Here is a 26484-nt window from a genome sequence, read left to right on the forward strand (position 1 = left end):
CACCTATCTGACCCACGGGCTCAATGGCCCAGACTCTGATCGGCATCTCCCTGCCTGACCACTTCTGCACCTTGATTATCCAAGGGTGACGCGGCATGTTCAATATACGAGCTCTGACATTCGGACAAGCGCACCAAACGCTTGATCTGGCTCAATACGCAAATTCAGGCATTTTTGCGTATTGAGCCAGATCAAAGATGAGTGCTCGCTGTCCGAATGACAGAGCTGACCCCGAATGCTGGGTCTGGCATTGCGGCGTGTAAAATGGTTGCTTACGTGACTAGACTGCGGATTAATCATGACCACGATCCAACTGGCAATCGAAGATCCTGGCGCGGCCGATTCGGTCGCTTTGATGGATGAGCTGTCCACCGCGCTGGAGGCAATCACCGGCGATGGCGGCAGGTCGTCGTTTGATGTCGAGGATGTCCGCGGCCCCATGGCGTGCTTCGTGGTGGCGCGCGATGATCTTGGCGCCGCCCTCGGCTGCGGCGCCTTGCGCCCGCTGGAACCCGGCGTGGCCGAAATCAAACGCATGTATGCGCGCCACGGCACCAGCGGCGTCGGCAGCGCCGTGCTCCGCTATCTCGAAGAGGAGGCGGCAGCGCTCGGCTATCAGGCGATTTGGCTGGAAACCCGGCTGGTCAACCGCCGCGCCGTGGATTTCTACGAGGCCCGCGGCTATCAGCGGATTGCCAACTACGGCAAGTACATCGGCAACCCGCTCGCTGTTTGCTTTGAGAAACAATTGACGGTGTAAGTATGATCTTACAAGTCGTTGCGACAAGCGCTGCTTTCGTGCGCGCCTGGTCAGGCGCACACTATGCGCCATGAAAATCATTGACCAACGTTATCTGGAAAGCGGCAACCGCTATTCCACCCAACCGTGCCTGCTGAGTATCCTGGAAGTGGATGACGCGGTCACGCCCGAAACCACTGAGAAGCTGCAGAAACGGCTGTACCACGTGCTGCCCGGCCTGCGCCGCCTGCGCGGCGTGGTCGGCAAGCGCGCCGACGCGGTCCCGCCCGTTGTCGAGCTGGTGCAGCAGACCGCGATCGAGCTGCGCCGCCTGGCATTGAATGATGTGGCCATCGGCTTCGTCGGCGTGGTGCCGCGCATGCAGGGGCGTTACCGCCTGGTGCTGCCCGCCACCGCCGGCGCGCCGGCACTGGCCATGGCCACGCAGCTGGTGAGCGCCATGCTGGCCGGCCGTTCCTACAATCTGAAAGCCGGCCTGGCCCACCTGCGCGCACTGGCAGACCGCCGCCGCAAACCGCGCGGCTATTTGATGCACACCGCCCGCACCATCTTGATGTCGGTGATCCCGAGGAGGACTTTTTCGATGCCGTCCATTTTCAGGGTCAGCATGCCGTCTTCCAGTGCGGCCGCCAGCAGTTGAGCCACGCGCGCGTGCTCCTGGAGCAGTTGTTTGACTTTGTCGGTGCCGATCATCAGTTCGTGCAGGCCGACGCGGCCTTTGTAGCCTTTGTTGCAGTCGTCGCAGCCGAGCGCGCGGTATAGCGTGAACTTGCCATCCTTCGCATATTGCTGGCGCCAGCGCGCCAGCACGGCGGCTTTGTCGAGCAGGTTTTCGCAGTATTCCTCCAGCAGCGCGTCCAGTTCCGCCGCTGATGGCGCGTAGGCCTGCTTGCATTTGCCGCACAGCCGCCTGGCCAGCCGTTGCGCCAGAATGCCCAGCAGCGCGTCGGAGAAGTTGAACGGGTCCATGCCCATGTCCAGCAGCCGCACGATGGATTCCGGCGCGCTGTTGGTGTGCAGCGTGGAGAATACCAGGTGGCCGGTCAGCGAGGCTTCGATGCCCATGCTGACGGTTTCCTTGTCGCGCATTTCGCCGACCATGATGATGTCCGGATCGGCGCGCAGGAAGGCGCGCATGACGGTGGCGAAGTCCAGCCCGGCCTTGCGGTTGACCTGGACCTGGCGCAAGCCTTTCTGCGTGATTTCCACCGGGTCTTCGGCGGTCCAGATTTTGGTGTCCGGCGTGTTCAGGTAGCTGAGCACGGAGTGCAGGGTGGTGGTTTTGCCGGAACCGGTCGGGCCGCACACGAAGAACAGGCCATACGGCTTGCTGACCGTTGCGCGCAGGCGGTCCAGGTTAAACGGCAGTACGCCCAGTTTGTCGAGCGGGATCGGTTCGCCGGCCGCCAGGATGCGCATGACGATGTCTTCGACGCCGCCCGCCGACGGGATGGTCGCCACCCGCAGTTCGATATCCAGCGGGCCGTATTTCTTGAATTTGATTTTGCCGTCCTGCGGCTTGCGGCGCTCGGAGATGTCGAGGTCGCACATGATTTTCACCCGCGCCACCAGCGCCGCGCGGTAGCTGGCCGGGATTTCTATGTAGGGCACCAGGATGCCATCCTTGCGGAAGCGGATGCCGGTCTTGCCTTTGCCCGGCAGCGGCTCGATGTGGATGTCCGACACGCCCTGCCGGTACGCGTCCATGATGATTTTGTTGAGCAGCTTGACCAGCTCATTCTCCACCGCTTCCGATACGTCGCCGCTGCCTTCGCCGTCTTCGTCGTAGCTGTCGTCCATGCCGGACAGCAGATCGCCGACGCTGGCATTGTCGCCGTGGCCGAAGAACAGTTCCACCATCTGGCGGAATTCGCGCTGCGAGGTGACGCGGTACAGCGGCCGGGCACGCGGGAAGATCTGTTCGACGATGTGGGTATGCGCCACCCGCTCCGGATCGAGCGCCGCCACCAGCAAGCCATCCTTGCTGTCTTCCAGCGGTATCCAGCCGGCTTCCTCCACATACTGGCGCTTGAGATTTTTCAGCAGTTCCACCGGTTTCAGGCGATCGGCGCGGAAGTGTTCATACGGCACGCCGAAATGCTTTTCCAGCGAGACCCCAATCGCGGCCGGCCTGATCTCGTAATCGTCAATCAGCACATCCTCGATGTCGAGCGCCCTGGCGCGCGCGCTGCGCGTGGCCTGTTCCAGTTCCTGGGCCGAGATCACGGCTTCTGTCACCAGCCCGTCATACTTGGTGCGTACCATCTGCGGTGGCTTCAGGCGCTGCGAGAAGGCCACCGACAAGGTTGCGCACAATTCCTGCACGCCGTCTTCGGCAATGCTGGAGAAGGGCACGCGGTCGCGGTTGTTGATGAACTGGACCACGCCCAGCAGCTCGCGCGACTGCACGGCGATCAGCGGCGCCACCAGCATCTGCCTGGTGCGGTAGCCGGTGCGCTGGTCGACGCCCTGCTGGAAGCGCAGTTCGGGCGAGTAGCGCGCCAGCTCGGCCGGGTCGTAGACGTCGGCAATGTTGACGGTCTTGCGCGTCAGCGCCACGTAGCCGGCAATGCTGGCCGGCGTGATCGCCAGCTTCAGGTCGCGGAAGGAGGTCAGGCCGGTCTTGACCTTGGAGACGATGCAGTCCTTCTGCGCATCCATGGCGTACAGCGTGAAGCGGTCGCAGTTGAACAGGTCGCAGAATTCCATGCCCAGGTCGAGCATGATTTCATCGAGGTTGCTGGTGGCGTGGATCTTGGTGGTGACCGCTTGCAGCTTCTGAAAAAACGCCAGCCGCAGATCGACATCGTCAGGTCGTACACTGTGGCTGGCGTCATGCATGATCGCTCCGCTAGGTGAGGTGGATTTCCATGCCTTCGTACGCGAGGAAAACCTGCAGATTGCCCAGCAAGGGGGCGTGGCGCGCCATGACTTCGGCAAATACGGCTTCAAGCTCGTCGTCGCTGCGCGTCGGTTCGTGATGGGTGCAGTATAGCGCTTTGGCGCCGGTGCGCAGCGCCAAGGCAAAGGCTGAGTCAAAGGTGCCGTGGCCCCAGCCCTGCTTGGCCGGATATTCTTCGCGCGTGTAGGAGCAGTCGACGATCAGGGCGTCGACCCCGCGCACGGTGGCGTCGATGGCGGCGTTGCGCTCGGCCATCCACTGCTCGTAGGCGGCGTGCTCGGGGTGGCCGGCCGGATGGATGTTGTAGTGCGGCTCATGGTCCCCGGTGAAGAACAGCGAGCGGCCATTGCATTCGATGCGGTAGCCAAGGTCGGTCACCGGGTGGTTCATCACCACGTTGCTGACGGTGGCGTCGCCCACGGCGATCGGCTGGGCCACTTCCAGCGTCTGGTATTCGATGGTGGCGTCCATCTGGGTTTCGCTGACGGGGAAGTAGCTGTTTTGCAGCTGCACGCCCATCACGTGCTCGATGCCGTTGCCGGTGACCGGGTCGGTCACGCCGTGCAGGCGCACCCGGCTGTCGGCAATGAACAGCGGGGTAAAGAAGGGCAGGCCGTGGATGTGGTCCCAGTGGCTGTGGGTGATGAAGATGTTGGCGTGGATGGGCTTGGTTTTCTGCTGGATCAGCGATTGCGCCAGCGCGAACAGGCCGGTGCCGCCATCGATGATGATCAGGGTGTCGTTGTCGGTGCGTACTTCGATGCAGGTGGTGTTGCCGCCGTAACGCGCCGTGCGCGGACCCGGGGAGGGAATGGAACCCCGGACTCCCCAAAATTTAAATTTCATACGCCATCCCTGATAAACGCCCTTATTGTTGTTAATTTGTTGCTTCGATACCTACGCCGATAATAACTTTTTTTTGCAACAAGGGGGAAAAGCCGATGCAAATTCGTCGCATCGCCGTTTTCCTGATGTACAACAGCTTGTGCTAGAGCTACACTTCTACACTGCGCTTACAAATTGTGCATTGCCGCGCCTGTCCAAAACGCTGTCTAAAACAACAACCATGCAAGAGTTGAATCAAATTAAAATCGCGGAGCGCCTGGACCAGCTGACGGAACTCAGCGTCCAGCTGGGCAGCAATCACGACACCGATTCGCTGCTGGAACGCATACTCATGGTTGCCAAGAGCATGACCAATGCGGATGGCGGCACCCTGTACCGCCCCAGCGACGACAGGCAGCACCTGAATTTTCACATCCTGTTGAATGACACCCTCAATATCCACCAGGGCGGCGCCAGCGGCGTGCCGGTGAGCGGCGGCGTGCCGCTGTACGATGACCAGGGCGAGAAAAACCTGTCGGCGGTGGCGGCCTATGCGGCGCATTTCCACCTGTCGGTGAATATCGAGGATGTGTACAAGGCCGATGTGTTCAACTTTTCCGGCATGGTCAAGTTCGACCAGCTGCGCGGCTACCATTCGCAATCCATCCTGACGGTGCCGATGAGCGACCACGAGGGCGAACTGGTGGGCGTGCTGCAGCTGATTAACGCCAAGGACCCGGAGACCGGCGCAATCCATTCTTTCAGCCAGACCGACCAGCGCTTCATCGAGGCGCTGGCGGCGCAGGCGGCGGTGGCGCTGACCCACCAGCGCCTGATCTTCCAGTTGGAAGAGCTGCTGGAATCCCTGGTCAACCTGATCAACATCGGCATCGACGACAAGTCGCCATACACCGGGCGCCACTGCCAGTTCGTACCCGAGCTGACCATGATGCTGGCCGAGGCCGTGCACAACACCGAGACCGGCCCGCTGGCCGAGTTCCGCATGACCGACGCCGACCGCAAGGAATTGTGGCTGGCCGGCCTGCTGCATGACTGCGGCAAGATCACCACCCCGGTGCACGTGGTGGACAAGGCCACCAAGCTGGAAACCATTTACGACCGCATCGGCATGATCGACACCCGCTTCGAGGTGCTGCTGCGCGATGCCGAGATCGCCGCCCTCCAGCGCAAGCTGGCGGCGGGCGCCGACGTTGCCGCCATCGATGCCGAGCTGGCGCAGCAGCAGGCCGTGCTGCGCGCCGAGCGCGACTTTATCCGCACCGCCAACATCGGCGGCGAGGGCATGCGGCCGGAAGACCAGGAGCGCGTGCGCGCGATCGGCAAGCGCCGCTGGACTGGCCCGGACGGCGTCGAGCGCGACTTTTTCAACGACGACGAGCTGCTGAACCTGACCATCAAGTTCGGCACCCTGACCGACGCTGAGCGCAAGGAAATCAACAACCACATCGTGATGACCATCAAGATGCTGGAAGCCCTGCCGTGGCCCAAGCACCTGAAGAACGTGCCGGAATACGCCGGCGGCCACCACGAGCGCATGGACGGCAAGGGCTATCCGCGCGGCCTGACCAAGGACCAGATGTCGGTGCAGGCGCGGGTGATGGCGATTGCCGACATCTTCGAGGCGCTGACCGCCAAGGACCGGCCGTACAAGAAGGGCAAGATGCTGTCCGAGTCGCTGCGCATCCTGGGCAACTTCTCGCTCAACGGCCACATTGATCCAGACCTGTTTGACATCTTCATCCGCAACAAGATCTACCTCGAATTCGCCCGCAAGAATATGGACGAGAAGCAGATCGACGCCATCGACGAAGCCAAAATCCCCGGATATACCCCCTGATGCGCCTGTTTCCCGCAAAACTCGGCAAGATCATTGCCAAGTATGGCTGGCGCTGGCTGCTGGGCATCCTGATCACCGCGCTGGGCGTGGCGTACGCGCTGGCGCTGTTCAGCAACGATACGGTGGCGCGGCTGGACAATCTGTGGGCCGGCGAGCGCATGAAGCTGGAGCCACCGACGCTGGACAAGCGCATCGTCATCGTCGACATTGACGGCAAGTCGCTGACCGAGTTCGGCCGCTTCCCCTGGAGCCGCAACGTGCAGGCCAGCCTGATCTCGCAGCTGGTCGATCATTACAAGGTGGCGGCGGTCGGCTACGATATCTCGTTTCCCGAGCCGGACACCTCGTCCGGCTACAACGTGCTGGAGCAGCTGTCCAGGACTGAGCTGAAGGACGTGCCGGTGCTGCGCCAGCGGCTGGAAGCGCTCAAGCCGATGATGGATTACGACGGCGTGTTTGCCAGCGCGCTGGCAGGCAAGCCGGTGATCCTTGGTTTCAACCTGTCGCCGGACCAGGTCAAGGGCGCGCTGCCCAAGCCGCTGTTTTCCGAAGCCGACCTGAATGGCCGCGAGCTGCTGGCTTACAACGCCGCCGGTTTTGAAGCCAATGTGCCGGTGCTGACCCAGGCCGCGGCCGGCGCCGGCAGTTTCTCGGTGGTGACCGATCCGGACGGCATCGTCCGCAGTGCGTACCTGATCCAGCAGGTGGGCGACGATTATTACCCGTCGCTGTCGCTGGCCACCGCCTCGTTGTACCTGAAGGCGCTGGCGGTCAAGCCGCTGATGACGGAAACCGCCGATCAGCTGTCGCAGAGCCAGCTCGATAGCGGCGGTTACGACGCCCTCACCATCCTGCTGCCTGGGCGCAAACAGCGCGTGATCCCGGTGGGCGAGGCGATGAGCACGGTGGTCCAGTACCGTGGCCGCGGCGGCCCGCATGGCGGCTCGTTCCGCTACGTGTCGGCGGCCGATGTGCTGACCGGGCGCGCGCCGGCCGCGCTGCTGAACGGCACGGTGGTGCTGATCGGCACCACGGCGCCGGGGCTGGTCGACTTGCGGGCGACCCCGGTCAATCCGGAATATCCGGGGGTGGAAATCCACGCCAACCTGATCAAGTCGATTCTCGACAACCGCTTCAAATCGCGGCCGTACTGGGCGTTCGTGGCCGAGGCCGGCGAGATCCTGGTGGTGGGGCTGGTGCTGAGCTTTGCGCTGGCGGCGCTGTCGCCGTTGCGCGCCATTCTGCTGGGCGCGACCGTGCTGGGCGCGGTGGTCGGCCTGAATTATTACCAGTACAGCGAGCAGGATCTGATTTTCAATCTGGCCATGATGGTGCTGGTGGTGATCAGCCTGTTCGTGGTCAACGTGGCGTGGGGCTACTTCTTCGAGGTGCGCAAAGGGGCGGCGCTGGTGTCGCGCTTTGGCGAATACGTGGCGCCGGAACTGGTGGCCGAGATGGCGGAAGACCCCGAGAAGTACAATATGGACGGCGAAAGCCGCGAGCTGACCGTGATGTTCGTCGACGTGCGCGGCTTCACCACCATTTCGGAAGGCCTGACGCCCAAGCAGCTGCGTGAATACATCAACCTCTACCTGACGGCCATGTCGGAAGACATCCGCAGCGCCCATCAGGGCACGCTGGACAAGTACATCGGGGATGCCGTGATGGCGTTCTGGGGCGCGCCGGTGGCGTTTGACGACCATGCCAGCCGCGGTGTCGCCACCTCGCTGCTGATGCAGGCCAGCGCCCAGCGCCTCAACCAGGAGTTCCTCGCGCGCGGCTGGCCTGAGCTGAAGATCGGCATCGGCCTCAACTCCGGCCTGATGCACGTGGGCGACATGGGCTCCAACATCCGCCGCGCCTACACGGTGATGGGCGACGCGGTCAACCTCGGCTCGCGCCTGGAAGGCATCACCAAGGTGTACGGGGTCGGCATCGCGGTCGGCGCATCCACCCGCGCGGCGGCGCCGGAATTCACCTACCGCGAGCTGGACCTGGTGCGGGTCAAGGGCAAGCACGAGCCGGTCGCCATTTTCGAGCCGATCGCCCTGGCCCAGGACACCGACGCCGCCACGCTGCGCGAAGTGCAGCGCTGGCACGCGGCGCTGGCGGCCGTGCGCGCCCAGCGCTGGGACGAGGCCTCGGCCATCCTGGCCGAACTGCAGGCGCTGTCGCCGCAGCGCGGCCTGTATCAGCTGTATGTCGAGCGTATTGCCTACTACCGCGCCCATCCGCCGGGCGAGCACTGGGACGGCGTCACCACCTTTGAAACCAAGTGACGGTGTCGCCCAGATCATATTGCAACTATTTACACGCAGAAATCCAACACTTGCGGCAGCGGCAGGCAAGAACCCGTCTCAGCGGGGTATTGCTATGCTAGCATCGGGGAAAGATTGTTATTGTAAAATAACAAAAATACTAAGATTGACAGTGCCTGCTGCCAGATAAAACAAGAGTCCACAACATGAGATATCGCTTAACGCGCCTGCTTGCAGGTTCGCTACTCGCTGCCGCCGTTGCTTCCGCATGGGGTGCGGAAGCGACGGATGACAGCGTCATCCGTTTTGAAATTTCCCGCTTCGAAGTCAAGGGCAATTCGCTGCTGACCCAGCAGCAGATTGACGCCGTGCTGGCCGGGTACAGCGGCAAGCAGCGCGACTTTGGCGACGTCCAGCGCGCCCTCGAAGCATTGGAGAAAGCTTACCACGATCGCGGCTACAACGTCGTCACGATAGAACTGCCGGAACAGGAATTGAACGGCGGTGTGGTGGTGCTGCGCGTGGTGGAAACCAAAATCGGGCGCGTGTCGGTCAAGAACAACCAGTATTTTGACGAAGCCAATATCCGCCGCAGCCTGCCGGCGCTGCAGGAAGGCCAGTCGCCCAATCTGAAGGCGGTGTCGGCCAACCTCAAGCAGGCCAATGACAATCCGGCCAAGCAAGTCACCATGAAGCTGCAAGGCGGCGAGAAAGACAATGAGGTCGACGCGGTGCTGGATGTCAAGGATGAGTCGCCGTGGAAGCTGATGGCCAATGCCGACAACACCGGCACCGAGTCCACCGGCAAGACCCACGTGGGCGTGATCCTGCAAAACGCCAACCTGTTCGGCCGTGACCATCTGGCTTCGCTGCAATACACCACCTCGGCCGAGGAGCCGGGCCGCGTGAAAGTGTATGGTGCCGGTTACCACATCCCGCTATATGCCAGTGGCGACTCGCTGGACTTCTATGCCAGCTATTCCAACGTCGATTCCGGCAACATCACGGCCGGCGCGTTCGACCTGGCCGTCAGCGGCAAGGGGGCGGTGTACGGCGCGCGCTATAACCAGGCACTGGACAAGCGCGGCGAAGTCAGTTCGCAGCTGTCCTACGGCGTGGACGTGAAAGCCTTCAAGAACAGTGTGCAGTTGCTGGGCACCGAGCTTGGCAATGACGTGACGGTGCACCCGGTCAGCATCAGCTACCAGGCCAGCACGCCGATCAAGCTGGGCGAGGCCGGCGCGCAGATCACCTTGCTGCGCAATATCTCGGGCGGTTCCAACGGCAGCCAGGCTGCCTTCACGGCCGCGCGCTCCGGCGCCAAGGCCGACTACACCATCGTGCGCGTGGCCGGCAGCATCACCCGCGCCTTCAGCAATGAGTGGCAGGTGCGCGCCATCCTGAATGGCCAGTACTCGCCGGATGCGCTGATTCCCGGCGAGCAGTTCGGCGCCGGCGGCGCCACGTCGGTGCGCGGCTTCCTTGAGCGGGAAATCTCCAATGATTCCGGCCTCAGCGTCAACCTGGAAGCATACACGCCGAACCTGTGCTCGCGGGCGGGCTGGAACTGCCGCCTGCTGGGCTTCTACGACAACGCCTACATCCGTCGCAACAAGGCGCTGCCGGGCGAACTGAACAGCACCTCGATTGCCAGCGCCGGCATCGGCGCCCGCCTGGTGCTGTCGACCTATGTGAACCTGCAACTGGATTATGGCCATGTCACCAAGGCTGGCGCCACCACCCGCGATGGCGCCAACCGCCTGCACGTGCGCGTGGGCCTGGCCTATTGATTGAAGAAGATCCCTATGAAACCGCAAATTTCCAGCAAGATGCGCCGCAAGGTCCTGGCCGTGGTGGTGGCCGCCGCCTTCAGCTCGGCGCAAGCGAACCCGGTCGCTCCGACTGTGGTCCACGGCATGGCTACCTTCAATCAACAAGGCAGCCTGTACTCGATTACCAATACCCCCAACACCATCATCGACTGGCGCAGCTTCTCGATCGGCGCCGGCGAGATTACCCGCTTCATCCAGCAGAGCAGCGACAGCAAGGTGCTGAACCGGATTACCGGCCAGGACCCGAGCCAGATCCTCGGCTCGCTGCAATCAAACGGCAAGGTGTTTCTGATTAACCCGAACGGCGTGCTGTTCGGCGCCGGCGCGCGCGTGGACGTCAACGGCCTGGTGGCCTCCAGCCTGAACATCTCCAACGCCGATTTCCTGGCCGGCAAAAACAACTTTGACGGCAGCAGCGGCGCCGGCAAGGTCAGCAATCAGGGCACGATCACCACGCCGTCCGGCGGCCAGATCTTCCTGATCGCGCCGGCGGTGGAAAACAGCGGCGTCATCTCGTCGCCGAATGGCGACGTGGTGCTGGCGGCAGGCAAGAGCGTGCAGCTGTTCGACTCGGCCGATCCGAATGTGCAGGTGGTGGTGTCGGCCCCAGGCGACCAGGCCGTCAACCTGGGCAGCATTGTGGCGGCCGGCGGCCGCGTCGGCGTGTTCGGCGCGCTGGTCAACCAGCGCGGCAGCATCAATGCCAACAGCGCCGTGCGCGGCGCCAACGGCAAAATCGTGCTCAAGGCCAGCGGCACCACGCTGGTGGAGGCGGGCAGCAGCACCACCGCCACCGGCAGCAACCTCAACACCGGCGGCGACATCGTGCTGCTCGGCGCGCAAGTGGGCGTGACCGGCAACGCGGTGGTGGATGCCAGCGGCGAGAGCGGCGGCGGCAAGGTGCTGATCGGCGGCGACTACCAGGGCAAGAACGCGGCGGTCATGAACGCCCAGTCCACTTATGTGGGCAAGGACGCGGTGATCCGCGCCGACGCCACCGGCAACGGCAATGGCGGCACGGTGGTGGCCTGGTCGCAGGAAGCGACCCGCGCCCACGGTACCTTCTCCGCGCGCGGCGCCGGCAACGGCAACGGCGGCCTGGTGGAAACTTCGGGCGACTACCTGGACGTGGCCGGGGCGCGCGTCAGCACCACGGCGGCCAAGGGCAAGACCGGCACCTGGCTGCTGGACCCGTACGACCTGGAAATCGTGAGCGGCCGTGGCGGCGACCTGACGGACGCGACCACCTTTGGCAGCGCCTCCGGCGGCACCACTTCGCTGGGCGCCGACCTGATCTCCGAAGCCAGCAGCAACGTGGTACTGCAGGCCAAGCATGACCTGACTTTCAGTGCCGCGATTTACAACACCAGCAACGTCAGCCTGACGGCGCAGGCGGGCAACGATATCAAGGTCAATGCGCCGATCCACATGACCGGCGACATCAACCTGATCGCCAACGATCCGGCCTTCGCCAGCGGCGTGGGCGGCGTGACGGTGGCCAACCTGGGCGATGAGTATGTGATCAGCACCGGCGGCGGCACCCTGAACATGAAGGGTTCCTACCTGACTGTCAACGGCTGGATCGATGTCAGCGGCGGCAATGCCGACCTGCGCGCCAATGTGGCCAACGGTTATATCACCATGGGCGCCAACAGCCGCATTGAGGTGGCGGGCGGCGACGAGGCGGTGATCTCGCTGATGGCCGACAATATGAACCTCAACGGCGCCGAGCGCAGCATCGGCAGCGGCGCGGCCGACGGCTACGACACGATTTCGCTGGCCGGCTACAGCAGCGGCCGCGATATCGTGCTGGGCGGTACCTCCAGCGGCAAGCTGGGCCTGAGCGCGACCGGCCTGGCCAGCATTTCCGGCGGCAGCCTGGCGATCGGCCACAGTGGCGCCGGCAACATCACCACCGCCGGCGATATCAGCCTGAGCGGGGTTAATTTCCTGACGCTGGAAAGCGGCAAGGACATCACGCTGAACAAGTCGATCGGCGGCGCCAACCGCGTACGCATCAGCGTCGACGGCAGCGGCACCCTGAGCACCGCCAGCGGCTCGGAATTTTCCGGCACCACCACCGTGGCGCTGGTCGGCAACAAGATGAATCTGGCCGGTGCGGTGAACGCCGAAGGCGTCACCATCGATACCTATGGCAGCAGCGTCGGCATCAGCCTGGGGGCGGAAGTCAGCGGCAAACTCAGTCTGACGCAGGCCGAGCTGAAAAACATCAGCGCCGGCTTCATCGACATCGGCTCGGCGGAGACCTACAACGGTGCCATCACCGTGGGCGGCGCGGTCGACCTGAGCAGCGGCAGCACGGCCGGCGGCCAGCTCAACCTGAAAGGCAGTGCGATTACCGTCTCCAGCGCGCTCAAAGTGCAGGGCGAGCTGAAGCTCGAAACCGTGAGTGGCGGCGCCATCAGCGGGGCCGGCGCCATCACCGCCGGCAAGCTGATCGCCCGCGGCGGCACGGTCGCGCTGAGCGGCGCCAACAGTGTCGGCGGTCTCAGCGGTTACGCCAGCGGCGGCGCTTTCAGCTTCAACCAGGCCGGCAATCTGGAGGTCAGCGATGACATCAGCGCCAGCAGTACGGTCAGCCTGACCGCCACTGGCAACCTGGACATCAACAGCAATGTCAGCGGCGCCAGCGGCATGACGTTCAAGTCCGGCGGCAACATCACGCAGGATCTCAGCGTTACGCTGGACACGCCGTCGCTGACGGTGACCGCCACCAAGGCGGTCAGCCTGCCAGGCATCACCAACCACATCGACGCGCTGAGCGCCACCAGTGTTGGTTCGCTGTCGGTGCACAATACCGACGGCCTGACGCTGAACGCGATCACCCTCACCGGTACCACTGTCAACGACCAGCTCAGCGTGGAAGCAGGCGGCAATCTGGTGGTGGCCGGCGCCGTCAACCTCAACAAGCAGAACGCCAGCCTGCAGGGCACCGGCGTATCCGGCAGCGGCGTGATTACCGCCGGCAGCCTGAATGCCGTGGCCACCGGCGCAGATGTCAGCCTGACCGGCGCCAACAAGGCCAGCGCGGTCGGCGGCTCGGCCAACCAGGGCAACTTCAGCTACAACTCGGGCGTCGCGGTCGGCCTGAACTCGATCAGCACGGCCGGCACCCTGACGTTGAGCGGCACTGGCAATATCACCCAGTCCGTCGGTTCCAGCGTGCTGGACGCCAGCTCGCTGATCGTCTCCACCCCCGGCGCGGTCAACCTGAGCGGCGCCACCAACCAGATCGATGCCCTGAGCGCCACCAGCGTCGGCTCGCTGACCGTGAAGAACATGGGCGCGCTGCAGGTGGATGCGGTCACGCTGACCGGTGCGTTGTCGACCGGCGTGGTCGACCTGACCGCCGACACGCTGACGGTGGCGCATGCCATCAACGGCAAGATGCTGCCGGTGCGCCTGACCGGCAACACGGTGGCGATCGAGGCGGCCAGCAGCGCCGGCCTGTTCGACATCGGCGCCAACACGCTGACGCTGAACGCCGATCTGACTTCCAGCATCGCCAGCATTCATCCGCGCAGCGCCGGCTACAGCATGTCGATCGGCGGCGTGGCGTCGGCCTGCAGCAGCAACTGCCTGGTGGTGGAGAACCTGTGGCATGTGGTGGCGCCAACGCTGGGCCTGGGTTCGACCGATACCTCGCTCAACGTCGGCAACATCATGGTGGAGAGCATCATTGGCGGCGGCGGCACCACGGTGGCCAGCCGCAACGCCGATACCACCCGCATCGGCTTGCTGAGCAACAGCGGCAGCATCACCCAGGGCGCCATCATCAATGTACGCGATCTGGGCTTGCAGACTTCGGGCAATATCACCCTGAACAACGCCGGTAATCAGGTGACCAACCTGGCCGCCAGCCAGGGCGGCAGCGGCAGCCTGAGCTTCTCCAATACCGGTGACCTGAAGATCGCCACCCTGCAGGGCGGTACTGGCAGCACGCAGCTGTACAATATTTCCGGCGTGACCAGCGCCGGTGACGTGGTGCTGGATGTGGTGAGCGGCGCGATCCTGAAGGGCAGCGGCACCGTGCCAGGCGGCGTGCTGACGGCCAACACCCTGACCATGAATGCCTCGGGCGGCATCGGCAGCTCTTCCGTACCGCTGGCCACCAAGGTGTCCGAGCTGACCGCCACCAATACGGCCGGCGCCGGCAGCACGGCGGTCATCAATATCGCCAACGTCAACAACCCGGCCCATCCGACCATGATGACGGTGCACGATGTGCGCCAGGTCGACGCGGGCGGCGGCAACAATGGCTCCATTACCATCGACAATACCGGCGGCATGACCATTGCGGGCACGGTGGATACCTCCACCGGCTTCATCAAGCTGCAAACGCACAGCCCATTGGTGATTGACGGTTCGGTGACCAGCAGTTCTGGCTCGATCACGCTGGCGGCCGGCACCGGTTACGGCACCGACAACAAGATCACGATTGGCAGCTCGGCAGTCGTCAGTTCGGCCACCGGAACGGTGACCATGACCGCCAGCGATTACGACAACCAGGGCGGCACTGTGACCGACGTTGACGGCCCGGTGTCGCCAACGTTGATCTCGGCGCCGACGCCAACGCCAACGCCGACGCCAACGCCAACGCCAACGCCAACGCCGACGCCAACGCCAACGCCAACGCCAACGCCAACGCCAACGCCAACGCCAACGCCAACGCCCACTCCAGTTGAGCCGACGCCGACGCCAACGCCAACGCCAACTCCGGTTGAGCCGACGCCAACGCCAACGCCAACGCCAACGCCAACACCGACGCCAACGCCAACGCCAACGCCAACGCCAACGCCAACGCCAACGCCAACGCCAACGCCAACGCCGGTCCCGCCATCGGCCGACATCTGTACCATCGCGCCGAATTCGGCGCTGTGCCAGGTGCTGTCGCCGCCAACCGCGTCGGAGCCGGTCAAGCCGGTCCAGGGCGCGGCCAACGAGGTGATTAAAACGCTGGCGGCAACGGAAGTAGGCAACAGCAGCAGCGGCAGCTCCGGCGGCGGTTCAAGCTCGGGCGGCTCGGCCATGTCCACCACGCCGGACGATAAGAAGTCTGCTGACAAAGTCGACGCATCCAATGATAAGACCGGAACCAAAAATGAAACTGTTAAAAAAATGTACTGCAATTAAGGCGTTGATGCTGCTGGCGCTGTGCTGCATGGCCGGCGCCAGCTGGGCCGCCCAGGTCGCAGGCACGGTGGTGCAACTGAGCGGTCCCTTGCTGGCCAGGAAGGCAGATGGCGCGGTGCGCATTTTGTCGATGAAGTCCGAGGTCGAGAGCGGCGACACGCTGGTGACCGAGAAAAACACCTACGCCATGGTGAAATTCATCGACAACAGCGAGATCACGCTCAAGCCGTCCACCACCTTCAAGGTGGAGAATTTTTCTTACGACGCCAGCAAGCCGGAGGCCGACAACGCCTCCTTTAACCTGGTCAAGGGCGGCCTGCGCTCGGTGACCGGGCTGCTGGGCAAGCGCAACAAGGAAAAGTTTGCAATGAAGACGCCGACCGCCACCATCGGCATACGCGGCACCACCTTCATTGCCGAGTGGGTTGAGCCGAGCGCCCAAGCTGTGGCGCAGGCCGCTGCCGCGCGTCAGGCATGGATGATGGCCAGCACCGCCGCCGTGGGCGACAGCTATCCGGTGCAACCGCTGATGCTGGCGCAGGGACCGGCTCCGGTCTCGCCGCTGTCCGCTCCAGGCCCGTCATCAGGGCCGGTGGCGCCTGGCTTGTACGTGCACGTGATCGAGGGCTTGATCTTTGTTAGCAATCCTTCTGGCAGCGTGAGTTTCAATGCCGGCCAGTTTGGTTTTGTGCCGTCCTTCAGCCAGCCGCCGATCATCTTGCCGCGCAATCCAGGCCTGTCGTTCGCGCCGCCGCCGGTGTTTAACAGCTCGACCAGCTCGCAGCCGAATTCGGCCCCGCCCAAGTCCAATGCGGTGGATTGCGAAGTTCGCTAAAAACCCTTGACCTTCCTATCGTGGGATACTTGATGCTGTAGGTGTAGAAACAGCATCGGGTGTCCCATGAATCAGCAAGCAATCAAAATCGAAGGCATGAGCTGCGCCTCCTGCGTGGGCAGGGTGGAGCGGGCGCTGGCGGCCGTGCCGGGCGTTGACAAGGTCAGCGTCAACCTCGCCACCGAAATGGCACGGGTGGAATCTGCTGAGCCGGTCGACTTTGCGGTGCTGGCGCAGGCGGTCGACAAGGCTGGCTATCAAGCCTTGCCGTCCGAACCCGGCGTCGCCCCTGCTGCTGCCGTCGCCACGGCCACAAGCGGCGAAGCCAACACCGCTCCCGCTGCCGCCACCGTCACCAATGCTGCCGCTGCTGGTTCGGGCGCCGTCAGCCCGCCAGGCCGCCGCGTCTTGCCTGGGCCGTCCGGCGGCCTGGCCGTGTTGCTGGCCGCGCTGTTCTCGCTTCCTCTGCTGTTGCCGATGCTGCTGGAGCTGTTCGGCATCCACTGGATGCTGGACGGCCGCTTGCAATGGTTGCTGGCGACGCCGGTCCAATTCTGGCTGGGCGCGCGCTTCTATCGCGCCGGCTGGCTGGCCGCCCGCGCACGCAGCGGCAATATGGATCTGCTGGTGGCCATCGGCACCAGCGCCGCGTATGGCTTGAGCGTCTATCAGCTGCTGTCGGCCGCCGCCATGCCGCACCTGTACTTTGAAGCGTCCTCCGTCGTCATCACCCTGGTCCTGCTTGGCAAATGGCTGGAAGCGCGTGCCAAGCGCCAGACCACCGCCGCCATCCGCGCGCTGCAAACCTTGCGCCCTGAATCGGCGCGCGTGCGGCGCGATGGGCAGGACGTGGATGTTGCCATCAGCGATGTGCTGGTGGGAGACATCATCGTCATCCGCCCCGGCGAGCGCATCGCCGCCGATGGCGTCATCACTGAAGGCGCCAGTCATGTCGATGAAGCCTTGATCACCGGGGAAAGCCTGCCGGTGGCGCGTCATGCCGGCGAGCGTGTGACGGGCGGCGCCATCAACGGAGAAGGCCTGCTGCTGGTGCGCGTGACCGCCGTTGGCGCCGAAAGCACGCTGGCGCGCATCATCCGGCTGGTGGAAGACGCGCAGGCGGCCAAGGCGCCGGTGCAGCATCTGGTGGACCGGGTGAGTGCGGTATTCGTGCCGGTAGTGCTGGTGCTGGCGCTGCTGACCTTTGCCGGCTGGTGGCTGGCGGGGGGCGGTGCGGAGCAGGCCATCATCAACGCGGTGGCGGTGCTGGTGATTGCGTGTCCGTGTGCACTGGGATTGGCGACACCGGCCGCCATCATGGCCGGCACCGGCGTCGCCGCGCGTCACGGGATTCTGATCAAGGATGCGGAAGCGCTGGAACTGGCGCACCGCATCACTGCTGTGGCGTTTGACAAGACCGGCACGCTGACCGAAGGGCAGCCATCACTGGCCGTCCTCGCGCCTGCGCCTGGCGTCGATGAAGTGCGTCTGCTGGCGCTGGCCGCCGCCGTCCAACGCGGCAGCGAACATCCGCTGGCCCGCGCCGTCCAGCAAGCCGCCGCCACCCCGCTGAAAGCTGCCGATGTCAGCGCGCTGCCAGGGCGTGGTGTGGCGGCGACGGTGGATGGCGTCCGCCTGGTGCTGGGCAGCTCGCGGTTGATGCAGGAGCAGGGCATCGCGCTGTCCGCGCTGGCCGCACGCGCCGGCGAACTGGAACGCGCCGGCCACACCATCTCGTGGCTGGCCGACGCCGATGCGCACCAGCTGCTTGGCCTACTGGCCTTTGGTGACCGCATCAAGCCGCAGGCCCGCGCCGCCATCGATGTCCTGCACGCCATGCACATCGAAACCATCCTGCTCACCGGCGACAACCAGGGCAGTGCAAACACCGTCGGCAAACAACTCGGCATCCAGCGCGTCAACGCCAACATGCTACCGGCTGACAAAGCCAGCACGGTCGCGGCCCTGAAAGGCGCGGGCAGCACCATTGCCATGGTCGGTGACGGCATCAACGACGCGCCGGCGCTGGCTGCGGCGGACGTTGGCATCGCCATGTCCAGCGGCACCGACGTCGCCATGCACGCCGCCGGCATCACCCTGATGCGCGGCGATCCCGCACTGGTGGCCGCCGCCATCCAGATCTCGCGTCGCAGCTACAACAAAATCCGCCAGAACCTGTTCTGGGCCTTCATCTACAACCTGATCGGCATCCCGCTGGCCGCCTTCGGCCTGCTCAACCCCATGGTTGCCGGTGGCGCCATGGCACTGAGCTCGGTCAGCGTCATCAGCAACGCGCTCCTGCTGCGTCGCTGGAAACCGGAGAACCAACAATGAACATTGGCCAAGCCGCCAACGCCACCGGCGTTTCCGCCAAAATGATCCGCTACTACGAGAGCATCGCCCTGATCCCGCCCGGCAAGCGCACCGACGCCGGCTACCGCATCTACGGCGAGAACGACCTGCACACCCTGCGCTTCGTCAAACGCGCACGCCAGCTGGGCTTCTCGCTGGATCAGATCCGTGACCTGCTGTCGCTGTGGCAGAACAAAGAGCGCGCCAGCGCTGACGTCAAAACCATCGCCATGGGTCACGTAGCGCAACTCAACCAGCGCATTGCCGAACTGACCGAAATGCGCGACACCCTGCAGACACTGGCCAGCTGCTGCCACGGCGACCATCGTCCCGACTGTCCAATTCTCCAAAGCCTCGCCAGCTAACTCCGGGGTCAGGTCCGCCATTTCTACACGAGCTGGTCTGTAGCGGTCGCTACAGACCAGCTCGTGTAGAAATGGCGGACCTGACCCCGGATTTTCAGTATAATCTCGCCACGTTTTGGTGCCCGCGCGCCTGTCCAGGTGCGCAGTTAAACGGGAAACAGGAGCCTTCACCGGCCAGCCTGTGCTGCCCCCGCAACGGTCAACAAGCGTCGTCACATGACGACAACCCGCTTCGCTAAACCACTGTGCTTCATGCATGGGAAGGTCAGGCGGGGACGCTTGCCAGCCCGGATACCGGCCAAACAGGTGGAAATGCTCTATGCGTCACGAGCATTTCTGTTCATTCCGCTCACGGGGAGGTGAGTGGTTTGCGCCCTGATTTTCACAATCCGTCTATGCAAAATCTGCCTGCCGAGGCAGCGATTCATTCTATTGAAGCGCTGCTGTATTCCATTTCCAATGTGCTTTACCTACCGGTATTGCTGGGCATCGCCGCACTGGTGCTGCATATGCTGGTGTGCTTCGGCATCTTCGGCGCCGAGTGGCTGGAGCGCCGCCGCGGTGTACGCATGCTGGTCGCCACCGCCAGACAGGAAATGGCCGCCGTCGTCGCCGCCAAGGAGCACCAGCCAGCGCTGGACGCGCGCCTCGAACGCGTGGTGCAGCGCGCCGATGCCAGCGGCGTGCGCCGCCTCGATGGCGTGCGCTTCGTGGTGCGCGTCGGCCCTGCACTGGGCCTGATGGGCACCCTGATCCCGATGGGCATTTCGCTGGCCGGCCTCGCACAAGGCAATCTGCCGAAGATGGCCGAGTCCATGACCACCGCCTTCACCGCCACCGTGGTCGGCCTGGCGTGCAGCGTCAGCGCCTATGTGTTGACGCTGGTGCGCGAGCACTGGCTGCGCAGCGACCTGACCGAGATCGCCTTCGCCGCCGAAACCCTGCTGGCAGCGGAGGGCTGAGATGCGCTACCTGAACAAGCATCGCTATAGCCGCCACGGCGAGCATGGCGAAGATCCGCTATCGGGCGTGGCCAATCTGTTCGACGCCAGCATCGTGTTCATTGTGGCGATGATGCTGGCGCTGTTCTCGGCCTGGAATATGATGGACCTGCTGGACCCGAACTCGGAAGTCACCATCGCCAAGAAAACCGCCGACGGCCGGGTCGAAGTGCTGACCAAGAAGGGCGCGGAGATCAAGGTCAGCAAGGTAAGCGACAAACCGCTGTCCGGATCAGGCAAGCGCCTGGGCACGGCGTACCAGCTGCCGGATGGGAAGGTGATCTATGTTCCGGAATAAGCTGTGGGCCTTGCTTGTCTTGTTGCTGTGCGTAGCCGGCGACGTGCGGTCCGCGCAGGCGCCGCGTACCCTGGCATTGATGCTGGGCGACGTGGAGTCGCGACCCACCGTGCTGGCGGTGCGCGGTCTTCAGGATGAATTGAAGGCGCTGAATCTCAGCATCCGCATTGTGCCGGTAAACGGTCTGACGCCGGCCGACCGTAGCGCGTTGGCCTCCGCCGACGTGGCGGTCATCAACGTCAAGGGCCGCCAGGCCATGGCCGGCCTGACCGCCGAATTGCAGGCGCTGCAAAAGGCGCGCAAGCCGGTGTTTGCGGTGGGCGCCATCGACGACAGCTTGCGCGAGCTGGGTGTGCGCGATGATAAAACCATCCAGGCCTATCACGCCGAGGGCGGCGTGGAAAACATCGGTAATATGCTGCGCTATATCCTGCGCAGCAGCTTCGGCTCTACGGTCAGCGTGGCGCCGGTGCACGCGATGCCGGAGGCTGGCCTGTATGACGTGCAGGCCAATCGCACCGTCGGCAGCTACGACGACTATGTGCGCGGTTACGCGCACCACAAACCGGGCGCGCCGTGGATCGCCGTGCCGTTCTACCGCGCCAGTCTGGTGGCAGGACAAACGCTGCCGCTGGCCGCTATGGTTGCGCGCCTGGAGGCCAGCGGCTACAACGTGGCGCCGGTTTTTGGCTATCCGTATGAAGTCCCTCTGAAGCTGCTGCTGGACGAAAACGGCAAGAGCCGCGTCGACCTGATCGTCGCGCTGGGCATGAAGGTGGGCGGCACCGCCAGCGTGAGCGCGCTGCTCGACCAGCTTGGCGTGCCGGCGATTAACGCCATCACGCTGAGTCAGCAGACCTATGCGCAGTGGCAGGATTCCAAAGTGGGCCTGGACATCATCGAGCGCACCTGGCAACTGGCCGGCGCCGAGGCGGCGGGCCTGATCCAGCCAACCGTGGTCGCCAGCCGCGAACGCATCAGCGATGCGCAGACCGGCCTGGCCTACGTGGAGGAGACGCCGATTGCGGAGCGCATCGAGCGTCTCAACGAACGCGTGGCCGCCTGGCTGGCGCTACGCCAGCAGGCCAATCGCGACAAGCGTGTGGCCATGATTTACTTTAACTATCCGCATGGTTCCGAGACCATCGGCGCGGCTTACCTTAACGTGCTGCCGGAAAGCCTGTGGCAGATCGCCCAGCGTCTCAAGCACGACGGCTACCGCACCGGCGACGCACTGCCGGCCAGCGAAGGCGAGCTGCAAGGCGAGATCCAGAAGTGGGGCAATTACCCCGGCAAGTCCAAGGGCGATTACATGGCGGGTCTGAAGCATCTGGCCGAAAGCGGCCAGGCCTTGCTGGTGCCGCTGTCCGACTACCAGCAGTGGTTCGCCAGACTGCCGCAACCGCTGCGCGCATCGATCGAACGGTCGTGGGGCAAGCCGGAGCAGGCGCCGGTCCTGTGGCGCAACGTCCAGGGCGAGGCCTTCTTCGTCTATCCTGCACGCCGCTTCGGCAATGTGCTGATGGCGCCGCAGCCAGGCCGCGCATGGGAGCAGAATCTGGAGAAGCTGCACAATGAGGTCAGCATGCCGCCATCGCACGAGTACATCGCGTTTTATCTGTGGCTGCAGAAGGACTTCAAGGCGCACGCCGTCATGCATATCGGCACCCACGGCACGCAGGAATGGCTGACCGGTAAAGAGGCAGGCCTGTCCGACAGCGATCCGTCCGAGGCGTTGATCGGCGCCATGCCCAACATCTATCCTTATGTGATGGACGACGTGGGCGAAGGCATCCAGGCCAAGCGCCGCGGCATGGCAACCATCATCGATCATATGACGCCGCCGTTCGATGTCGCCGGTTTGAATCCCGATTTGCGCGAACTGGGTGCACTGCTGAACGACTACCGCGTGGCCGAACAAAAAAGCCCGCTGCTGGCCGCCAGCCATCTGAAAGCCATCAACCGGCTTGCTGCCAAGAGCGGCGTGTTGAAGGACATGAAGAAGTCGGAACTGAAATCGGAAGCCGATATGGAAGGGCTGGAAGAATACCTCGATGATACCGGCAACAAGCTGACGCCATTCGGCCTGCATACCTTCGGCGTAGCGCCCGCACCCGAACAGCGCAATGCCACCGCGCGTGCGGTGGTGAGCCTCGATAACGCCTCCACGCCAGAGCAGAAGCTGAAACGCATCTCACAGCTGGAAGCGGATATCGAACAAAGCGCGCAACTGGAGCTGGACCGCCTGATGCAGGCGCTGTCGGGCCGCTACATTCCGACCGGCGCCAGCGCAGACCTGGTGCGTAATCCGAACGCGCTGCCGACCGGCCGTAATTTCTTCGGCCTCGATCCCTCGCGCATTCCGAGCAAGACTACTTATGAAGCCGGCGCCAAACTGGGGCAGCAACTGGTGGAAGACTACCGCAAGCGCCACGGCGCCTATCCGGAAAAGCTCAGCATGAACTTGTGGGGCGTCGAGACCTCGCGCCATGAAGGCGTGATGGAAGCGCAGGCCATGTCGCTGATGGGTATCCGGCCGACATGGGACGAACGTGGCCGCGTCACCGGCGTGGAAGCGCTGAGCCGCAAGCAGATGGGCCGTCCGCGTGTGGATGTGACGCTGGTGTCCTCCGGCCTGTTCCGCGACCTGTTCCCCAACTTGCTGACGTTGATGGATCAAGCCGCGCAACTGGCACAGAAGCAGGACGATGAAGGCGGCAACGTCATGGCAGCGCACAGCCGCAAGACCGCCGCCGCGCTGAGCGCGAGCGGCGTTTCAGCGGAGGAGGCGCAGCGCATGGCATCGGTGCGCATCTTCGGCGTGCCAAGCGGCGCATACGGCACGCAGATCGAAAAACTGATCCCGCTGACCAACGCCTGGCAGAACGAGAAGGAAGTGGCGGACGTCTTCATCAACCGCATGAGTCATCCGTTCGGCGCCGGCTACTGGGGCGACGACAAGGCCAATCCGGATCAGCGGCGTGCCCTGTTCAAACAGGCGCTGTCCGGCAGTCAGATTGCGCTGCACAGCCGCTCCAGCAATCTGTTTGCGACGCTGGATAACGATGACTTCTTCCAGTATCTCGGCGGCACCGCGATGGCGATCCGCAGCGTGGACGGCAAGACGCCGGAAGTGATGGTCAGCGACCTGGCCAACCCGCGCCGGGCGACGCACAAGACGCTGGAACAGTACATGGGGCAGGAGATGCAGTCGCGCTACCTGAATCCCCGCTGGGCCGACAGCATGCTGAAGGAAGGCTATTCCGGCGCGCGCTACATCAACCGCGTGGTGGACTATCTGTGGGCGTGGCAGGTGACAGTGCCGGAAGTGGTCGATGACGGCAAGTGGCAGCGCATGTACGATACCTACGTGGCCGACCGCCATGGTCTGAAGGTGCGCGAGCGCTTTGCCGCCGCCGGCAACCTGCGCGCCTTCCAGGCCGTGACCGATCGCATGCTGAGCGCCATCGAGCGTGGCTACTGGAAGCCGAGTGACGCAGTGTTCAGAAAACTGGAGCAAATGAATGCTATCGCCATCAAGGATGCCGGCGTCTCGTGCAGTGCCGACTCCTGCAGCAAGGCGACCTTAAAAATAGCCCCGCAATTCAACGCGGACTTCGTTCCAAACGTTGGCACCAATGCTACTATCATCCGAGGAGCTGTAAACGCCGCACGACCTGGCGGCGCGGCACCTTCACCGCAGGTGGCGATGCAAAACGCCGCCGCCGAGTTGAAGGCCTTGCAGGCCAAGGCCGAAACGCAGCAACCGCCCGCGCCGCGACCAGCGGCCAAGAACAAACCTGAAGCAGCAGACGCCAGCGTCAGCGGCTTTGAAATGCAAACCCTGTCCAACCTGACGCCGGTGCAAAAGACCGTCGGCACGCTTTTGCTGCTGGCGGTTGCCGCTGCGCTGGTGGGCGTGGGGTATGTCAGCCGCCGTAACAAACTTCGTCAATTGAAAGGCTTTGTATGATCAGTAAATCCCTCGTTGCGCTGGCTGCTGCCATGCCGCTGGCCGCATTCGCGGAAACCGTCGATACCACCATCGAAGTGCGCGGTCACTACGATAACGGCGTCGGCACTTCCGGCGCGGCCAGTCAGGGCGCGGTGACGGCGGACCTGATCGCCAATCGCCCGGCATTGCGACCGGGCGAGCTGCTGGAATTTGTGCCGGGCGTGATCGTTACGCAGCACAGCGGCGACGGCAAGGCCAATCAATACTTCCTGCGCGGCTTCAATCTTGATCACGGCACTGACTTTGCGACGTTTGTCGATGGCATGCCGATCAATATGCGCACGCACGCGCATGGCCAGGGCTACACGGATCTGAATTTCCTGATTCCGGAACTGGTGGACCGCATCAATTACAAGAAAGGGCCGTACTACGCCGACGAAGGCGACTTCGCTTCCGCCGGCGCGGCGCATATGACGCTGGCGAACAAGCTGAAAGAAAACACCGCCAGCGTGACGGTGGGCGAGAACCAGTACTACCGTTCGGTCGTCACCGGCTCCACGCCGCTCGGTGCGGGCAATCTGGTGTACGGCGCTGAGCTGGGGCATAACAACGGTCCGTGGTTGACGCCGGAAGCCTTCCACAAAAGCCTGGGCGTGCTGCGTTATGCGCAGGGCGCGAGTGATGATCAGTTCAGCGTGACCGGCATGTTCTACAAGGGCGGGTGGCATGCGAGCACGCAGATCCCGCAGCGTGCGGTGGATAGCGGTGAGCTGGATCCTTACGGCGCCGTCGATCCCAGTGATGGCGGCCGCACATCGCGTTACAGCTTGTCCGCCACGCTGCGCAAGCGCACCAACGACAGTCTGTTGCAGGCCAACGCCTATCTGGTGCAATCGAGCCTGACGCTGTTTAACAACTTCACTTATTTTCTGGAGGATCCGGTCAACGGCGATCAGGGCCGCCAGAACGAGAAGCGGCGCATGGGCGGCTTTGATGTGGCGCAGACGTGGTTCAGTCACTGGGCCGGGCTGGATGTCAGCAACAAGGTTGGCGTGCAGGGACGTTACGATTACTTGTCGCCGTTGTCGCTGTACGCCACGCACAATCAGCAGCCATTGCGCGCCATCTCCGAATCGACGGTGAAGGAGGGGAGCATCGGCGCGTATCTGGAGAACACGGTGCAGTGGCGCGATTGGCTGCGCACGACAGCCGGCTTGCGCTACGACCGCTATCGCTTCGACGTGGACAGCAATATCGCGGAGAACTCGGGCAAGGTCAGCGCCGGCACCACGTCGCCGAAATTCTCGGTGGTGCTGGGGCCATGGGCCAGGACTGAATTCTTCGTCAATTACGGTGAAGGCTTCCACAGCAACGACGCGCGCGGCACCACCGTGCATCTTACGCCCAAAGAGCGCGAGCCTATCGATCCGGTCACGCCGCTGGTGAAGACGCGCGGCGCGGAGATCGGCGCGCGCACGGAGTTCCTGCCTGGCTTGCAAAGCTCGCTGGCCGTATGGAAGCTGCGTTCGGATTCGGAGCTGGTGTTCTCCGGCGATGCCGGCGATACCTCACCAAGCCGAGGCAGCTACCGCTCCGGCATCGAATGGAACAACCATTACATCGCCAATGCATGGCTGTTGTTCGATCTGGACCTGGCCTATTCGCGCGGTCACTACACCGAGCATGACGAGGTGGGCGACTACATCCCGGGCGCGATCGGAAAAGTCGCTTCGTTTGGCGCGACCATTACCGATCTGGGGCCGTGGAGCGCTGCGTTCCAGATGCGTTACTTCGGTCCGCGACCGCTCATCGAGGATAACAGCAAGCGCTCGGCCACCACGGCGATTGCTTATGCGCGCGTGGGTTACAAGTTCAACCGCCGCTGGTCGGCGCAGCTGGATGCCTTCAATCTGTTTGACCGCAAGGTGAGCGACATCGATTACTACTACGCTTCGCGTCTGCCGGGCGAGCCGGCGGAGGGCGTGGACGATATCCACTACCATCCGGCCGAACGCCGCACCTTGCGCCTGACGCTGAAGGCTACGTTCTAACTGAATTAGGGAATTCCTGAGTTAACGATAGGGATGTG

Annotated in this window: 15 protein-coding genes and 1 riboswitch; of the genes, 13 read left to right on the plus strand and 2 right to left on the minus strand. The window is 63.6% G+C overall.

All coding sequences use genetic code 11. From position 1 onward, the window contains the following. Nucleotides 1–295: 295 nt before the first annotated feature. On the plus strand, nucleotides 296–760 hold the full coding sequence (locus tag ABDW57_RS26770) for a GNAT family N-acetyltransferase (protein ID WP_343733207.1): 465 nt from the start codon (nucleotides 296–298) through the stop codon (nucleotides 758–760). A 70-nt stretch (nucleotides 761–830) separates the two neighbouring features. Beyond that, nucleotides 831–1400: a hypothetical protein gene (locus ABDW57_RS26775; protein ID WP_343733186.1), complete on the plus strand. Its 570-nt coding sequence runs from the start codon at nucleotides 831–833 to the stop codon at nucleotides 1398–1400. On the opposite strand, the gene ABDW57_RS26780 is transcribed toward ABDW57_RS26775, so the two are convergent. Then, nucleotides 1283–3601, minus strand: coding sequence for an ATPase, T2SS/T4P/T4SS family (locus ABDW57_RS26780; protein WP_343733187.1), 2319 nt, complete (start codon nucleotides 3599–3601; stop codon nucleotides 1283–1285). The genes ABDW57_RS26775 and ABDW57_RS26780 overlap by 118 nt on opposite strands. Nucleotides 3602–3611: 10 nt before the next feature. Further along, nucleotides 3612–4508, minus strand: coding sequence for an MBL fold metallo-hydrolase (locus ABDW57_RS26785; protein ID WP_343733188.1), 897 nt, complete (start codon nucleotides 4506–4508; stop codon nucleotides 3612–3614). A gap of 220 nt (nucleotides 4509–4728) precedes the next feature. On the opposite strand from ABDW57_RS26785, the gene ABDW57_RS26790 reads away from it, so the two are divergent. From ABDW57_RS26790 to ABDW57_RS26840, 11 genes are all read left to right on the plus strand, one after another. Continuing rightward, on the plus strand, nucleotides 4729–6345 hold the full coding sequence (locus ABDW57_RS26790; RefSeq protein WP_343733189.1) for an HD domain-containing phosphohydrolase: 1617 nt from the start codon (nucleotides 4729–4731) through the stop codon (nucleotides 6343–6345). Then, nucleotides 6345–8624 (plus strand): adenylate/guanylate cyclase domain-containing protein, encoded by a 2280-nt coding sequence (locus tag ABDW57_RS26795; protein ID WP_343733190.1) that lies wholly within the window; start codon nucleotides 6345–6347, stop codon nucleotides 8622–8624. Before ABDW57_RS26790 ends, ABDW57_RS26795 begins: the two co-directional genes overlap by 1 nt. A 185-nt stretch (nucleotides 8625–8809) precedes the next feature. After that, on the plus strand, nucleotides 8810–10393 hold the full coding sequence (locus ABDW57_RS26800; RefSeq protein WP_343733191.1) for a ShlB/FhaC/HecB family hemolysin secretion/activation protein: 1584 nt from the start codon (nucleotides 8810–8812) through the stop codon (nucleotides 10391–10393). 15 nt (nucleotides 10394–10408) lie between these two features. After that, entirely contained in the window at nucleotides 10409–15589 is a 5181-nt protein-coding gene (locus tag ABDW57_RS26805) for a filamentous hemagglutinin N-terminal domain-containing protein (protein ID WP_343733192.1), read from the plus strand. Further along, nucleotides 15558–16424: a FecR family protein gene (locus ABDW57_RS26810; RefSeq protein ID WP_343733193.1), complete on the plus strand. Its 867-nt coding sequence runs from the start codon at nucleotides 15558–15560 to the stop codon at nucleotides 16422–16424. The genes ABDW57_RS26805 and ABDW57_RS26810 overlap by 32 nt, the downstream gene beginning before the upstream one ends. 66 nt (nucleotides 16425–16490) lie before the next feature. Further along, nucleotides 16491–18758, plus strand: coding sequence for a heavy metal translocating P-type ATPase (locus tag ABDW57_RS26815; protein ID WP_343733194.1), 2268 nt, complete (start codon nucleotides 16491–16493; stop codon nucleotides 18756–18758). Then, the gene (gene cueR / locus ABDW57_RS26820; RefSeq protein WP_343733195.1) at nucleotides 18755–19141 is read left to right on the plus strand and encodes a Cu(I)-responsive transcriptional regulator; all 387 of its coding nucleotides are present in this window, start codon (nucleotides 18755–18757) and stop codon (nucleotides 19139–19141) included. Before ABDW57_RS26815 ends, cueR begins: the two co-directional genes overlap by 4 nt. Nucleotides 19142–19240: 99 nt before the next feature. After that, a riboswitch (cobalamin riboswitch) is annotated at nucleotides 19241–19459 on the plus strand. Nucleotides 19460–19536: 77 nt separating this feature from the next. After that, entirely contained in the window at nucleotides 19537–20103 is a 567-nt protein-coding gene (locus ABDW57_RS26825; RefSeq protein ID WP_343733196.1) for a MotA/TolQ/ExbB proton channel family protein, read from the plus strand. Nucleotide 20104: 1 nt separating this feature from the next. Continuing rightward, nucleotides 20105–20440, plus strand: a complete 336-nt coding sequence (locus ABDW57_RS26830; protein ID WP_176647756.1) for a DUF2149 domain-containing protein — start codon at nucleotides 20105–20107, stop codon at nucleotides 20438–20440. Then, on the plus strand, nucleotides 20427–24413 hold the full coding sequence (locus ABDW57_RS26835; protein ID WP_343733197.1) for a cobaltochelatase subunit CobN: 3987 nt from the start codon (nucleotides 20427–20429) through the stop codon (nucleotides 24411–24413). The genes ABDW57_RS26830 and ABDW57_RS26835 overlap by 14 nt, the downstream gene beginning before the upstream one ends. Continuing rightward, nucleotides 24410–26446: a TonB-dependent receptor gene (locus tag ABDW57_RS26840; protein ID WP_343733198.1), complete on the plus strand. Its 2037-nt coding sequence runs from the start codon at nucleotides 24410–24412 to the stop codon at nucleotides 26444–26446. The genes ABDW57_RS26835 and ABDW57_RS26840 overlap by 4 nt, the downstream gene beginning before the upstream one ends. Nucleotides 26447–26484 lie beyond the last annotated feature (38 nt).

Origin of the sequence: Duganella sp., from assembly GCF_039595735.1 — a bacterium.
Lineage (GTDB): Bacteria > Pseudomonadota > Gammaproteobacteria > Burkholderiales > Burkholderiaceae_D > Rugamonas.